10 protein-coding genes are annotated in these 15,839 nt (G+C 49.7%); 6 read left to right on the top strand and 4 right to left on the bottom strand.

Translation table 11 applies throughout. The features are described 5' to 3' along the window. Positions 1–142 precede the first annotated feature (142 nt). Entirely contained in the window at positions 143–628 is a 486-nt protein-coding gene (locus tag NSB25_RS23295; RefSeq protein WP_242982582.1) for a M48 family metallopeptidase, read from the bottom strand. Positions 629–639: 11 nt separating this feature from the next. Next, on the bottom strand, positions 640–1,806 hold the full coding sequence (locus tag NSB25_RS23290) for a cation diffusion facilitator family transporter (protein WP_103241813.1): 1,167 nt from the start codon (positions 1,804–1,806) through the stop codon (positions 640–642). 1,351 nt (positions 1,807–3,157) lie between these two features. Between NSB25_RS23290 and gpmI the strand changes: the two genes are divergently transcribed. Next, on the top strand, positions 3,158–4,702 hold the full coding sequence (gene gpmI / locus NSB25_RS23285; protein WP_103241811.1) for a 2,3-bisphosphoglycerate-independent phosphoglycerate mutase: 1,545 nt from the start codon (positions 3,158–3,160) through the stop codon (positions 4,700–4,702). A gap of 37 nt (positions 4,703–4,739) precedes the next feature. Then, a complete protein-coding gene (locus tag NSB25_RS23280; protein ID WP_103241810.1) occupies positions 4,740–5,321 on the top strand; it encodes a hypothetical protein in 582 nt (193 codons plus the stop codon). Positions 5,322–5,374: 53 nt separating this feature from the next. Here the strand turns inward: NSB25_RS23280 and NSB25_RS23275 are convergent, their stop codons facing one another. Then, on the bottom strand, positions 5,375–6,892 hold the full coding sequence (locus NSB25_RS23275) for a response regulator (RefSeq protein WP_103241809.1): 1,518 nt from the start codon (positions 6,890–6,892) through the stop codon (positions 5,375–5,377). Between the two features lie 51 nt (positions 6,893–6,943). Next, entirely contained in the window at positions 6,944–8,704 is a 1,761-nt protein-coding gene (locus tag NSB25_RS23270; RefSeq protein WP_103241808.1) for a sensor histidine kinase, read from the bottom strand. A 262-nt stretch (positions 8,705–8,966) separates the two neighbouring features. Here NSB25_RS23270 and NSB25_RS23265 point away from each other — a divergent pair, with 262 nt between their 5' ends. From NSB25_RS23265 to NSB25_RS23250, 4 genes are all read left to right on the top strand, one after another. After that, entirely contained in the window at positions 8,967–9,902 is a 936-nt protein-coding gene (locus NSB25_RS23265; protein ID WP_103241807.1) for an ABC transporter permease, read from the top strand. A 44-nt stretch (positions 9,903–9,946) separates the two neighbouring features. Continuing rightward, positions 9,947–10,879, top strand: a complete 933-nt coding sequence (locus NSB25_RS23260; RefSeq protein WP_103241806.1) for a carbohydrate ABC transporter permease — start codon at positions 9,947–9,949, stop codon at positions 10,877–10,879. Positions 10,880–10,963: 84 nt separating this feature from the next. Beyond that, a complete protein-coding gene (locus tag NSB25_RS23255) occupies positions 10,964–12,745 on the top strand; it encodes an extracellular solute-binding protein (protein WP_103241805.1) in 1,782 nt (593 codons plus the stop codon). 223 nt (positions 12,746–12,968) lie between these two features. Then, entirely contained in the window at positions 12,969–15,545 is a 2,577-nt protein-coding gene (locus NSB25_RS23250; protein ID WP_103241804.1) for a glycosyl hydrolase family 95 catalytic domain-containing protein, read from the top strand. The last annotated feature ends 294 nt before the right edge of the window (positions 15,546–15,839 follow it).

Raw genomic sequence — 15,839 nt, 5'->3', positions numbered from 1 at the left:
TTTTTCAAGGCATAGTACCCACTATGTCCAATGTTTATGTCCATTTTTCTCAAATTTCTTTTCCTGCACGATATTCAGTTGTCAATCTTCGGTTGGAATCTCCTTTATTGAGATTCCGAGAAGTTATCCGGTTTCCTCCTGTTCAGTCCAGAGTCACGGGAATGCCCAGTCTGCGCAGATGATTTTCCAGAGTGAGCTCATGCCCATGTTCTCTGAGCCATGTCTTCTGAATCTTATAGTCCGGCATGACAGAAGCCACCATATCCCAGAAGTCCCTGGAATGATTCATTTGAGTGAGATGGCACAGTTCATGCACCACCACATAATCCAGAACCACAGGTGGGGCGAAAATGAGACGATAGTTGAAGGACAGTGTGCCCCGGGAGGAACAGCTGCCCCAACGACTTTTCTGATCTCTTATGGTGACGGAAGTATAGTTTCCGCCGGTGATCGGATGATAATGTGTGACGCGGCTCTCAATCTGTATTCTGGCGGCATTTCGATACCGTTTTTCCAGTGTCGCCAGCCGTCTGCTTTCGGCGTCAGCCAGCGGTGTCAGTTTCTGCTGTGCCATGGTTGTATTTCCCTTCTGTACAAATGTGTCTGCCCGCTTTCCGTGACAATTCAGGCTATTTGCCTTTATGCCATCTGCTTGTCGATTTCTATAACTGCGAAATAAGTTGGATTGTCTCTGAGAATCCTCTCTTTGAGCTGCGTTTCCAGCTCACTGTCAGTCATGGAGAAATCATAGGGGGCTGCCACATCGAAAATCAGATTGGTATGAGTAGGGCCGGTGACAATGCGGAAATCGTGCATGGTGAGCCTCTCGCTGATTTCCTGCAGATAGCCGTTAACCAGAGCTTTCAGCCGTGTGGTCTCCTCGTCGCCCACACAGATGGGATCCATGTGGATTACGGCATGGCAGTTCAGTGTATCCCGCAGTTCATGTTCGATAGTGTCAATCATATCATGAAGAGCCAGGAAGTTCCCGTCTGCAGGCACTTCCGCATGCAGGGAAATCAGGACCCGGCCGGGACCATAGTTATGTACGATTAAATCGTGGATTCCCAGAACATTTTCATGAGCCATAACGATGTCATTAATCTGCCGGACGAATTCCCTGTCCGGCGCCTGCCCCAGCAGAGGACTGACCGTGTCTTTTGCCGCGCTGTATCCCGCATAGCAGATGAACAGACCCACCAGCACACCGCACCAGCCATCTATGGCAAACCCTGTGAAATGTGCAATCAGTGTGGATACCAGCACTGCGGATGTAGCCAGACAGTCGCTGAGGGAGTCGGTGGCTGTGGCGGCCATGGCGGCGGATTCCAGCTTTTTCCCCAACTGTCTGTTATAGAGAAACATATAGCATTTTACCAGGATGGATGCCAGCAATATGACAATGATCATGGGAGAAAAAAGCTGTTCTTCCGGATGAATGATTTTGGCCACGGAACTTTTCAGCAGTTCCGCACCCATCAGCAGGATAATCACGGACACAAGCAGCCCGGATATATATTCGATTCGACCATGGCCGAAGGGATGACTGGGGTCCGGCTTCTGACCGGCCATCCTGAAACCTATAAGGGTAATGACGGAGGAACCTGCATCCGAGAGGTTATTGAAAGCGTCCGCAGTAATGGCAATGGAATTGCTGACAGTTCCGGCGACAAATTTCCCGGTGAAGAGACAGAGATTCAGGAAAATGCCCACAGCACCGCACAGAATGCCGTATGCCTGCCGGACGGCCGGGTCCTTTCTATTGGTTCTGTTTTTAATGAAAATGTTGGACAGTAGTGTAATCATATATACAACCTCGGATTTCTCATTTTATAGTTGGGGACCGACAAGGGACCTGCCGCCGGGTCCTGGATACCCGCAATGACCAGCCGGGACCTGCCGCCGGGTTCTGGATTTCCGCAAGGACCAGCCGGGGCTTGTCGCCGGGTCCTGGATACCCGCGAGGACCAATAAGGGGCTTTCTCCTAAGGCGAAGGGACGTCGGAGAAGGGGTGGGAGGTTCTTTCCTCGGCAGGGGTAACGCGCCGATGAACTAACTGCCAACAGAAACTAAGGAGCGAAAGTACCGCTCCCAAGTTTCAGTAGGCAGTGGATTTCATCTCTGCTAAGGTCACCCCTCGGTGCTGTCGGAAAGAGCCTCCCACCCCTTCTCCGCCTGTCTTTCCGCGTGTTTTAGTGTGTAATAGCACAGACCAGCTTATGGTGGAGATGGTTGGAACTTTCACGAACCATGCCAGTCCAGAACACTTAATCCATATCTGTCCCAGGCCAGTTTAAACTGCAGAGAAACAGGCAGAGGAGGCCGATGGCTCTTTCCAAGTGTCCGCAAGGACACTTTTAGCACCAATGGGGCCTTGACCACTACAATTTTAGCAGGCAATATCGTAGACCAACTTATGGCTACAGAAGACTGGAACTTTACAAACCATACCAGACCAGAACGTTTAGTCCATATCTGTCCCAGGCCAGTTTAAACTGCAAGAAACAGGCAGAGGAGGCCGGGGGTTCTTTCCGAAAGCACCAAGGGGTGCCCTTAGCAGAGGTAAAATCCAGCCTCTACGCAGACTTAAGCGCGGTACTTTCGCGCTTTAGTCGAAGTTGAGGCTTAGTTTACCGGCGCGTTACCCCGCCGAGGAAAGAACCCCCGGCTTCCTCTGCCGTCCCTTTGCTTTAAACTTGCCTCGCCGCAGTAACCTGGACTTAGAGGCAGTCCCCAGTAAGTCCCTGCAGGAATCCCGGCCTCAGGAGGCAGTCCCCAGTAAGTCCCTGCAGGAATCCTGGTCTCAGGAGGCAGCCCCCAGTAAGTCATTGCGGGAATCCCGGCCTCAGGCGGCAGCCTCCCCCCGGCAAGCCCTTGCAGAAACCTGCCCTTTGTTAATGAAACGTGAGCCTGATAAAAGCCCCTGCAACGTGTAATAATCAGTATAGCAACTGCGGGCGGAAAATGCAAGAAGGTATTGCACGGGAGCTTTTTTCAGTGTATAATCTTGGTAACAGTTCAGTGCCCTGTCTGAACTGTTACTAATCTTGGAGAGAAAGCGGAAAAATCAGGCTTTTCGAAAAAACAGACAAAATCAGAAGACATCTCCCGGCCCGGCGGGACAGCGAGGAAGATGTGGCATAAAGGAGAGAGAAAATGAGCAAGAAACCGGTAGTACTAATGATTCTGGACGGCTATGGCCTGAATGAAAAGAAAGAAGGCAATGCGGTGGCGCTTGCCAAAACCCCTGTGATGGACAGCCTGATGGCAGAATACCCTTTTGTACGGGGCAATGCCAGCGGAATGGCAGTGGGGCTTCCCGAAGGACAGATGGGCAATTCGGAAGTGGGACATCTGAACATGGGCGCAGGCCGTATCGTGTATCAGGAGCTGACCAGAATTACAAAGGAGATACAGGACGGGACCTTTTTTGAGAATCCGGCCCTGCTGAAGGCAGTTGAGAACTGCAAGAAGAATGACAGTGCCCTTCATCTGATGGGACTTCTGTCCGATGGCGGCGTGCACAGCCATAACACACATCTTTACGGCCTGCTGGAGCTGGCGAAGAAAAAGGGCCTGGAGAAGGTGTATGTGCACTGCTTCCTGGACGGGCGCGACACGCCTCCTGCAAGCGGCAAAGGATATGCGGAAGAGCTGGAGGCCGAGATGGAGAAAATCGGTGTGGGCAGAATTGCTTCGGTGATGGGCCGCTATTATGTAATGGACAGAGACAATAATTACGACCGCGTGAAGCTGGCTTATGACGCCATGACAAAGGGAGAAGGCCTGACTGCAGAGAGCGGAGTAACTGGTATTCAGGAGTCCTATGACAGAGAGGAGACAGATGAATTCGTAAAGCCTACTCTGGCTGTGGAGAACGGGAAGCCGATTGCTGTGGTTCAGGATGGAGATTCCATCATTTTCTTCAACTTCCGTCCGGACCGGGCCAGAGAGATTTCCAGAGCTTTCTGCGACGATGATTTTAAGGGATTTGACAGGGGACCCAGGAAAAACATTACTTATGTATGCTTTTCTGATTACGACCCCACGATTCCCAATAAAGAGGTTGCATTCCACAAGGTGTCTGTGACCAATACCTTCGGTGAGTGGCTGGCGGCCAACCACATGAAGCAGGCGCGCATCGCTGAAACGGAGAAATATGCGCATGTGACCTTCTTCTTTAATGGCGGTGTGGAAGAGCCCAACGAAGGGGAGGATCGGGTGCTGGTGAATTCGCCCAAGGATGTGGCGACCTATGATCTGAAACCGCAGATGAGTGCATACGGTGTGTGCGACAAGCTCTGCGAGGCCATTCGCTCCGGGAAATACGATGTCATTATCATCAATTTTGCCAATCCGGATATGGTGGGGCATACAGGTGTGCTGGAGGCGGCCGTCAGGGCGGTGGAAGCTGTGGATGAGTGCGTGGGCAAAGCGGTGGAAGCCATCAGGGAAGTGGACGGCGCTATGTTTATCTGTGCCGACCACGGCAATGCGGAGATGTTGATTGATTATGAGACAGGAGAACCTTTCACGGCGCATACCACAAATCAGGTACCTTTTATCCTGGTGAATTATGATGAGGCATACACGCTGAGAGAGAACGGCTGTCTGGCAGATATTGTGCCCACACTGATTGCGATTATGGGGAAGGAACAGCCTGCGGAGATGACCGGAAAGTCTCTTCTGCAGAAAAAGTGAGAGATAAAGGGGAAAACTGTACCAGGAGGAATATAAAATGGGTTCTTATTATAAGCACAAGAGAAGCGAGAAAGTAGAAGTACCTTATTCATTTCAATGTGAGCATTGCGGAAAGGACAGCGGTTTACTGAAGGCAGTACTTGTAGGAACAGAAGCTACCGATAACAGTAATTTCAAGACACTGAGTCAGGACAGAGAGGATAAACTGTGTAAGCGGGCCCATGAGTATCTTGTCCAAAAGGTGAAGGACACGCACAAAGATGCGGAGGCGAAGATATTTTCCACAGAATTTCGCGATCAATGTCCCAACTGCCGTCAGCCTCAATCCTGGGCAGTGTCCGGACTGAAGAAGAAAATGTTCGAAAATCCGCTTGTCTGCCTTGGGGTAGGTGCCTTTTTTGCAGTGATTGCGGTAATAGGACATTATTTTACGGATGAAGAGTATATGACTCTTACCCTGGCGGCGGGAATTTTTGGTGTGGGTGTAGTTGCCGCTGTGGCCTGTCTGGTGTGGAATGTGGTGAAGATCAATATAAAAAGCAAAAAGACGGCTGTTGGTATGCATAATTTTCCTGTGATTGACTGGAGCGGCGTTCAGAGTCTGCTGAATGAGCCGTAAAAATTACAGAGAAGCATAGTAAAAAAGTCAGCATTGCTGACTTTTTTGCGTTATCAAAGTTTTCTGATTTTTTTGTCACGCCGGTAACTGATGGGAGAGGTATCAAAGTATCTCTTAAAGGAACGGTTGAAGTAAGTCTGGCTGGAAAAGCCTATTTTATCCACAATGTCCTTGATCTTCATATCGGTGTGTTCCAGCAGATGGGCGGCGTATTTCAGCCTGGCATCCGTCAGATAATCATTGAAATAATAGCCTGTCTGCTGATGAAATACCGTACCCAGATAAGAAGGCGTCACATTCAGCTTAAATGCCAGCGTCTTCAGAGAGATATCTTTATCAGAAAATTCATGTATGGTCTTGATGACGGCATCCACCATGGGATACATGGACTGCTGCAGTCTGGCAAGCAGAGGATCGCTTTTTTTCAGAAATTTCAGCGTAAACTCATAATAGGCAGTGCGGTCAGCAGCTTCTCCGGCAAAAAGGTTTTCCGACAGCGGCAGGAGAGACAGAGACTCTATGAGCTCCGGGTTTTTGTCCCACAGTTCATATTCTTTTTTGCAGAGAGCGGCAATCCGTTTTGACAGAACAGAATAGCAGCCAAGTTCAGGGACATACTGCAGGAATAAACGCTCCAGAGCAGCGCTGTGGCCGCACTGTCTGTCATAAGCTTCCAGAGCACCTGTGGCCGCCTCTTCAAGACCCGGGAGATCCCGGAAGAAGACAAAAGGCATTCGGGAATATTCCAGAAAAGCCATTCTGTCCGCCTGATGGTAACTCTGGTATACCTGACTGTAATCTCTGACCGTATTGCCTATGCTGGCAAATACCCGGATTCCGTTGGAGGCTGCCGATTTCAGGACCAGAGCCAGAAATGTTTCCGTATCTGCCTCGTCCGGGGAGATGGGGGACAATACCCCCACCAGCCTCAGCGGTGTCTCGAAGAAAAAATTGCCGGTATAGTGACCGGGGAGATACTGAAGCAGAAAATCAAAGAAACGGGACATCATGATTTCCCCGCCTCTGGAACAGGAAAAAACGGTGGCTGTAAACCCCGGAGCATCCAGATTGATGCCCAGAAGCTCGGCCTTTGTGGACAATTCCGCATTGCTTACAAGGTTCTTCAGCCATTGCTCGGTAAAGGCATTGCGGAAAGTCATCATGGAACGGCCGTAGGTAATATTCAGCTGTTCCCTTTCTTTGATATGATTGATAATCTGGCTGATAGTGTCAGAGAGCTCATCGGGGTCCAGGGGTTTGAGCAGATAATTTTCGGCGCCATAGCGGAGTGCCGTTCTGGCATACTCAAAATTCTGATAGGCACTGAGGATGATACAGAAGACAGAAGGCTTGGCCTTCTTGATTTTCTGAATCAGCTGCAGACCGTTCATGACAGGCATGGATACGTCGGCTATAACAATGTTCACTGGATTTTCCAGACAATAATCCAGAGCGGCCTGGGGATCCGTGGTGGCAAGCCCCAGCTCAATGTGAAATCCGGTCCATTCTATCGCATTTACAAGACCGTCTACGATCAGTGGTTCATCATCTACAATTACTGCCTTATACATAGTTAACCTCCTGATTAAATCGCTGTACAAACAGCCCGGGGCGCACACACCCTATAAAAACGGCGCTTTCAGCTGTTCTGCCGTCATGGCCGGGAAATGTAACTCAATCTGAAACTGCATGTCCTCTTTACCGGAACTGATATGCATGCTGTAATCTTCCTGAAAGACAATGCGCATACGGCTGTTTACATTGGTCAGTGCGAAACCCACGGTATCTTCTTTGGTGTAAGAGTCGGACTGCAACTTTTCTTCCAGCATCTGTATGCGTTCCTCGGAGATGGGATGTCCGTTATTGCCCAGCGTCATATGAATATAATGTTTTTCCTGACGGAGAGAGGATTTGATGGACAGGAAAAACAGATTATCCTGGCGCTCCGTCACAATGCCGTGGACAAAATAGTTTTCTATCAGCGGCTGCAGGGTATTTTTCGGCAGAGCATAACGGGATATCTGTCCATCCATGTCAAATTCATACTCAAAATTCTGGAAACGATACTGGTAGAGGAGCATGAGATTTTCACAGAGCTCGACTTCCTGGCCTAAGGTAATGAACATGCTGGATGTAATCTGGTTCCGATAGATTCTGGACAGCAGCAGTATCATCTGGGATGCGTCAGCTGGCTTCAGACTGAGAATCTGTGTCCGGATGATTTCCAGAGTATTGTAGAGAAAGTGCGGGTTTATGCTGGTCTGCAGGGCGTACAGCTCGCTTTTTTTCTGCTGCAGCTCATAGACATAGGAAAGCTCCACATTGCGCTGGAGCTCTTCGCACATGGTGTTGAAACCGTCGATGATCTGGGTGAATTCATTATGGCCGGAGGGCTTTTCAATCCGGTAAGTGAGATCGTTTAGGGAAAAGCGCTTCATGCCATCCAGAATTCTGTATATATTTCGGTGTGAAAGATAATAAGTAACGTAATACAGGAAAAAGGAGAACAGAGTCACCAGCACGGCGAACAGAATAATCATGCAGGTGACGGAGCTTATGGGAATTCCGTATTTTCTGGTATAGTAAGTTACCTGGAAGCCATATTTACTGTTGCGGAGAGTATCAGTATAACAGCTATCCTCATTCAGTGACAGTCCGGGATTGGAATGGAAGAAAAGATTCCCGGCCTCGTCTGTGATGAGGAAGGCACTTTGTTCCTTCAGGTCATAATTGGACAGAATATCTGTATATTCCGATGTGGAATACAGGGGAATCATGTAGCCCAGGGGGGCAACCGGACTATGGTACAATGTTGCGGCCATACCGTAAAAGGCGCTGTATCCTGCGGATTCTCTGTCACAGGCGGCTACCAGCCGGCCGACAGTGTCCAGATCCAGGAGACTTCCGGAGAAAGGGACCAGAGTCCGGACTTCGGGAGGCGTGGTATGGAAGAGATATGATCTGGATTCCGTATAGTAATAAAGCGTTTCTTTTTCGGGGGAAAAAATGAGAAAGCCCCGCAGATATCGGTCATCTCTGCAGATACCCGCCAGAAGCCGGGTACAGTAGTTTCGTGTTTCCGCAGGAATTTCCTCATAAGAAGGTGTTTCCAGCAGAGCGCAGAGACGGGGATCGCATTGACCGTCTGACAGAAATTTGCCGGCCAGGATATTGAAATCAGCCACACGGCTGTCAAAGGCCTCCAGCAGATTGGCGGCCGCAAGGTCGTAAGACTTCAGATACAGTGTCTGTTCGTAACGACTGGAAAGATGGCTTACAATCACACTGGATATAATGGAAAAGGCTGTCAGCAGAGCAGTGCAGACGAGCAGCATTCTGGAAAAGAAGCCATAACTTTTTTCAGTATATCTTTTGTGCTTCATTGGATATCCCTCCTGCACTGTTCTGCGGAATCCGGATGACGCCCGGGATAAAGATATTTTACCATAGAAATGGAAAAGCTGAAAAGTAATAAAATTCTGGAATATTTGCACTTATTAAGAATAAATGCAATGTCAATTATTTATTGTTAAAATGTACAATGTTTAAGAATTTGTTCAATTTACTTTGTCAAAAGATTGCGGATATAATGTGCTGTGTAAACAGATGGTGTGCAAATTAACAGAATAAGAGGTGTGAAGAGATATGCAGAAAACAAATGCTGTGAAGAAGAAATCGCCCCGGGATAAAGCCGGGTTCCGACTGTTTCTTCTGTCGCTGCCGTTCCTGGCAGGAATCCTGATCTTCTCCTATCTGCCATTGGCAGGATGGTCCTATTCATTTTTCAATTACAAGCCGGGAAAGGCGCTGCTTGACTGTGAATTCGTGGGATTCAAATGGTTTATCGCGCCGTTCAACAATCCGGTGCTCAGAGATCAGTTTGGGAGAGTGATGAGAAATACACTGGGTATCAATCTGCTTTATATGGCGACTATGATTCTTCCCATGATTTTCGCCATGTTCCTCATGGAAATCAGGTGGAAGGGATACCGTAAAATCGTGCAGACACTGACTACCATTCCCAATTTTATCAGCTGGGTTCTGGTGTATGCGGCTTTCTTTGCCCTGTTTTCCACAGAAGGCCTGCTGAACAACATACTGGTGGGCGCCGGGATTCTTACCACACCCACAAATTTTCTGACTTCCACAAGTCATATGTGGCTGAAGATGCTGGGGTATCACCTGTGGAAGGGATTGGGATGGGGCGCCATCGTTTATATCTCCGCGATTACTTCCATTGATTCCGAAATCTATGAGGCGGCCAATATTGACGGGGCGGGCAGATTTCAGAAGATGTGGCATATTACCACACCTCATCTGATACCAACCTTTTTTGTCATGTTTGTTCTGCAGATTGGGAATATTATCAATAACGGAATTGACCAGTACCTGGTATTTTCCAATGCCATGACCCAGGATTACATTGAAGTGCTGGATTTGTATGTATATCGCTATGGTTTGCAGCAGGGGAACATTTCCTATGCGACGGCGGTGGGCATGTGGAAGTCTCTGATCAGTGTACTCCTGGTATTTGTGGCAAACACTTTGTCTAAAAAAATCAGAGGATCATCCATATTTTAGTGTAAATGCCCCCTGATTGTACGGGAGCTCAGAAAGGAGACATTATGGCTGGGAAAAAGAAAGAAGAGGATATCCGTTCCGTGGAGAAACGGACGTGGCGCGACCACATCACAGATATTGTGATTTGTCTGATATTCGGGATTTTTACGCTGATTTGTATCTATCCTTTTTACTACATATTTATCAACACCATCAGTGACAATTCTCTGGTGGCCACAGGAAGAATCAGATTTATTCCCAGGGGAATTCATTTTGCAAACTATGTAAAGGTATTGTCCCTGAAAGAACTGCCGGGTGCCGCCATGGTATCCCTGGCAAGGACAGTGCTGGGCACGATTTTTACAATCATCTGTGCCGCGTTTCCTGCCTATTGTTTTTCCAGGGAAGAATACTGGCATAAGAAAATATTTTATCGCTTTGTCATTATAACCATGTATTTCAGCGCAGGTGTCATTCCCACTTTCCTGACTTACAGAACCATCGGAATATACGACACTTTCTGGGTGTATATTCTGCCCTGCTGTGTGACGCCTTTTAACCTGATTCTTGTGAAGACCTACATGGAATCTCTGCCCCAGTCTCTGGAGGAGTCGGCGGAGATTGACGGGGCCGGATATATGGTGCGGTTCCTGAGAATTGTCATGCCTCTCTGCAAGCCCATACTGGCCACGATCGCCGTATTCTCGGCGGTGGGACAGTGGAACAACTGGATGGATACAGTACTGTACACCAAGAATCGCGATCTTCAGACATTACAGTATGTGCTGTACCGCTATCTGAAGGAGGCCAATACGCTGGCGGAGATTGCCCGCGAGAATCCGGAAATGATGGCCGAGATGAATCCGGCCACCATGCTGTCGCCGCTGACAATCAAATATACGGTGTGTATCGTGACGATTCTGCCGATCCTGGTGGTATATCCTTTCTTCCAGAAGTATTTTGTCAAAGGTATGATGATTGGAGCGGTCAAAGGTTAGTAAAAGGCCGGAAGAAAATGAAACCGGATAAAAGCAGGCAGCTGCTTTATCATAAAGACTATAAAGAAAGATGGAGGTTTAAGCATGAAGAAAAAGTTATTGGCAGCATTGCTGGCATCGGTAATGGCATTATCAGTGACAGCCTGCGGAGATACCGGATCGGAAGCCGGCGGCAGTGAGACAGGGAGTTCCTCTTCGCAGACCCAGGCTTCTGGGGGGGCGGAAGAAAGCAAGGAGAGCTCTGATGCGGCTCCCGCCGAGAGGGAGGAGACAACGGTGTCCGCTTTCGTGATGCAGTCAGTCACCGGCGAGTCCGGAATCTGGCAGGGCTGGGGTGCAAAGAAGCTGTATGATGACCTGAAGCTGAAGATTGATTTTGATCCCACTGGCAATGAGGTGGAGACAAAGCTGCAGCAGTATCTTGTGGCAGGACAGCTGCCGGATCTGGTGGGACTGAAAGGACTGGATCAGGCACAGCTTGCAATGGATGCGGATCTGCTTCTTCCCCTGGATGAGTACAAGGACAAGCTGCCCAACATTTTCGAGAACGAGATGTATGCCAACGCTGTGAAATATTCTCAGGATTTCACCAGCAATGACACGGGACATCTGTATCTGATGCCTGTGGCAATCGGACCTACCGCCTATAACTCTCTGAACTGGGTGCCCATGCTTCAGTGGGATGCTTATAAGCAGGTGGGGAAACCGGAGATCGGAACCCTGGAAGATTACCTGGACGTAGTGGAGAAGATGGTGGAATATAAACCTGCCACAGAGGCAGGAGAAAAAGTGTACGGCTTCTCCCTGTTCTCTGACTGGGATAATGTAAGTGCCCTGGAGATTTCCACATTGTCCTTCATGTACGGAATTGACACGGAGTATGTGTCTCCTCTGATGGAGACCAATATTCTGACCAGAGAAACCAAATCCCTGCTGGCAGATGACAGCTTTTATAAGAGAGCGCTGAAATTCTATTTTGACGCAAATCAGAGAGGCCTTCTGGACCCGGATTCCATGTCACAGACTTACAGCGATGTGGAAGCGAAATTCAGTGCAGGCCGGGTAATGTTCTCCTGGTTCTCCTGGCTGTCGGGCAGCTATACCTCAGATAACCAGAACAATGAGGAAAAAGTGGACGGCATGGCAAGTGTGGTTGCAAATGATATGAAGCTTTACAATGCACCGGAACAGACCATCGGCCGTAACTGGTATTTTGCCATTGCAAAGGATACCAAGAATCTGGATGCGGTTCTGGAATTGCTGAACTGGATGTATGATCCGGAAGTCTGTTCCTATCTGACCAACGGTCCTCAGGGCGTGATCTGGGACTTTGATGAAAACGGCGAGCCTTATGTGATCGAAGAGGATATTGTAACACAGAATACGGAACTTCTGATGCCGGAAGACATTGGCGGCGGTGCGTTCAGAGACGGTGCGTACAGCTTTAATACATTGGGGCCTCAGGCTGCCACTGTTATGGATAGCGGTTATACCATGAGCTATCGTTACTGGCCTTCCTGGCTGCGGAGAAATCCCACTCTGATGAAGCAGGAAGTGAACGAGATGATGGGCGGCGTCAATGTCCTGGCAGAGTATCTGGAGCCCAGAGACATGATTGCAGATTCCACCCAGGCCGTGAATATGATTACGCCTGCAGGAGACGACCTGGAAATCGTGATTACCCAGATCGGTGAGATTGTCAAGAAGTACTCCTGGCAGATGGTGTATGCTGCGGACGAGGCGGAATTCGAGTCCCTGTGGAGCACCATGACGGAGCAGGCAAAACAGCTTGGCCTGGATGATGTGACAGCGTATTACACCCAGGAATGGGAGAAAGCGCTTGAGATTGTAAAAGAGTACGAATAATACGAAACAGGCTGAATGTAAGAGAAATTGAGAGCCGGCTGCTGCGGATGTTCTGCGGCAGCCGGTACTTTTAACTGTTACCGGTACTTTACATGACAGGAAAGTCGTCGTAAGATGGAAATGGAATCAGGACGATGCCAAAGCCTGGCAGGAACCGTGGCAGCTGTGGCTGCAGCTTGCGCAGGTAGAATTATTATAATAGTTTGACAGAGGAAGGGAAGAAATGGAAGAAGGGAACAGAATCTTATTTGATACCTGGGCGGAGAGCTGGCAGCAGGGATGCCTCCTGGGAAATGGTTTTATGGGACAGGTCATTTATGGGCGTCCGGGGGAGGAAATCGTGGAGCTGTCTCATGGGGCTTTTTTTTCCGGTTCGGGCAATGTGGATCCCTATCCGGAGAAAGGAGCCGAAGCCTTTGCGGCGTCCAGAAAAGCGGCTCTGGAAGGGGACTATGAAGAAATATACAGGCAGACCGGAAGGCTCATGGGTAAGAGAGGAAACTATGGCACCAATCTGCCGGTGGGAAAGCTTCATATTGGGATAGAGGGCCAGTCTCCAGTCTCAGATTACAGGAGATATCTGGATCTGGACAGAGGAATTGCAGGATGCAGTTATGGAAACGTCCGGAATCGTCATCTGCGGGAAGCCCTTACTTCCCATGAAGATCATGTGTTTGCCTGCAGAATGGAACAGACAGGAGCGGAGATGACAATTACGGTTTCTTTTGACGGCGGCCGTAATCCTTACCGAACCTGGGCGGGGGACGACGGGATACTGTGCTTTGAGACAGCAGCGCTTGAGACAGTGCACAGCGACGGTACGGAGGGAAGCCGATTGTATGGCGCGGTAAAATTGTGTGCTGCAGACAGCCGGGGAGAGCAGATATGCCCGGAAAAATTCAGCCTGAAAGAGGAGTCGTTCGGGATAAGGGTATGTGGAGCGAAATGTGTAGTACTTTACCTGAGCATGGATGTGTGGACAAATGAAAATGGAACAGAGGAAGCGAAGAAGGCGGAAAATGTACGGGAAGCAGTGATGAGATGTGTGTGTCGTGGACTGGAGGAATATTCCGGCCTGCGGGAACGCCACAGTGCCGATATCGGAGCGCTGATGGGCAGGCAGAGGCTGAAGCTGGGACAGTGGAGGGAAGAAGTCTGGGAGCTGCGGGAAGAACAAAGCAGGAAAGCGGAACAGGATGGAAATCAGGAGCAGAACTGCGGGAAAGGGCAAAAGGAAGCCATAGCAGAGCTGAGTGCCGGGGAGCTGCTTGACCAGGTACGGCAGGGAGGCGACAACAGGCGTCTGACAGAGCTGATGTATCAGTATGGCAGATATCTGCTGCTGTCCTCCTCCCGGCAGGACTCTCCCATGCCAGCCCATCTTCAGGGGGTATGGAATGACGATGTGGCCTGCCGGATCGGCTGGACCTGTGACATGCACCTGGATATCAATACCCAGATGAACTACTGGATCAGCGAGCCGGGGCATCTGAGCGAATGCCATGAGCCTTTGTTTGACTGGATGGAAAAGCACCTGATTCCCAATGGCCGCCTCACCGCACGTAAATGCTATGGATACAGCGGATGGGTGGGAGAGCTGGTCTCCAACGCATGGGGCTATGCAGCCCCCTACTGGAATGAATCTCTTTCCCCCTGTCCCACCGGAGGCATCTGGCAGGCATCCGACTATATGGAGCATTATCGCTATGGACAGGACAGAGATTTCCTGAGAAAACGGGCGCTGCTGGTGATTGGGGAGGCGGTTTCCTTTTTCCTGGAATATCTGTTTGAAGACAGAGATGGATATCTGGTGGGAGGCCCTTCCATTTCACCGGAGAATGCTTTTTGGGTGAACGGGAAGAAATATTTTGCATCCGCAGGATGTACCTATGAGATGGTCATGATTCGGGAACTGTTTCTTCAGTATGCGGAGATATGCCGGGAACTGGGAATCGGAGAAGGACAGGGAGGTGGACCGGGAGCAGAGCGGAGCCGGGGATGTGAGCTGAGAGCAGATCAGGAGAAGGAATCTGTATCGGAAGCCGAAGGAGAAAAAGGATGTGAGCTGAGAACCGGGCAGGGACAGGATTGGGAAGAGATGCTTTGCCAGGTGGAGAGAGCGCTGCCCAGGCTGCTGCCATACAGAATTCTGCCGGACGGAACGTTGGCTGAGTGGAACCATGACTATGAAGCGGCAGATTTACAGCACAGACATACCAGTCACCTGCTGGGGCTTTTCCCTTACGGTCAGATTACGACAGAGGGGACGCCCGCTCTGGCAAAAGCGGCGGCAGCCTCCATAAAGGCAAAACTGACACCCTGTGAGAACTGGGAGGACACCGGCTGGGCCAGGTCTCTGCTTGCACTTTACAGTGCCAGACTGGGAGACGCCAATCAGGCATACCGTCATCTGGTGAGTATGCAGACCATACTTACAGGCGGGAATCTGCTGGTCATGCATCCACCCACCAGAGGTGCAGGTTCTTTCATGGAAGTATACGAACTGGACGGAAATACAGGCTTCTCCATGGCGGTGATGGAGATGCTGATACAGAGCCATGAGAACTGCATCCGCCTGCTTCCGGCCCTGCCCAAAATGTGGCCTGAGGGAAAGCTGGAAGGCGCTGCTGTGAGAGGCGGTATTCTTCTGGATTTGTACTGGGAACAGGGAACGCCGGTAAAAATCACACTGCTGTCCGGGACAGACAGAAAAGTGACACTTCGATATGCTGACACAGTGCGGAAATTTACGCTCAGGGCAGGGCAGAAGATTGACATAAGGTGGCATTGTGACTGCTGACTTGTCAGAATTTGATTCATTGTGAGCCATGTTAAAAACGGTCTTGCAAATAAGCAGATTTCGTGATATAGTGAAAAACATAAATTTGCTGAAGCCCGTACCGGAAAAGGAAAGCGGGCAAGATACAGGTCAGTGAGGATAAGGAAATGCTTCAAAGCGGATTATGCAGAGTATTTGCATACAGGGACGACGATAGGAAGCGCTTGTAGCGGTGGATACCACGGCTGCAGGCGCTGTCTGTGCTGCCGTGGTACCTGGTGTAAACGCATGATGAGAGCGTATAAAGGAACCATG

It is taken from the genome of Acetatifactor muris (assembly GCF_024623325.1).
GTDB lineage: Bacteria > Bacillota > Clostridia > Lachnospirales > Lachnospiraceae > Acetatifactor > Acetatifactor muris.
This window is presented reverse-complemented; position numbering and strand designations above follow the sequence as displayed.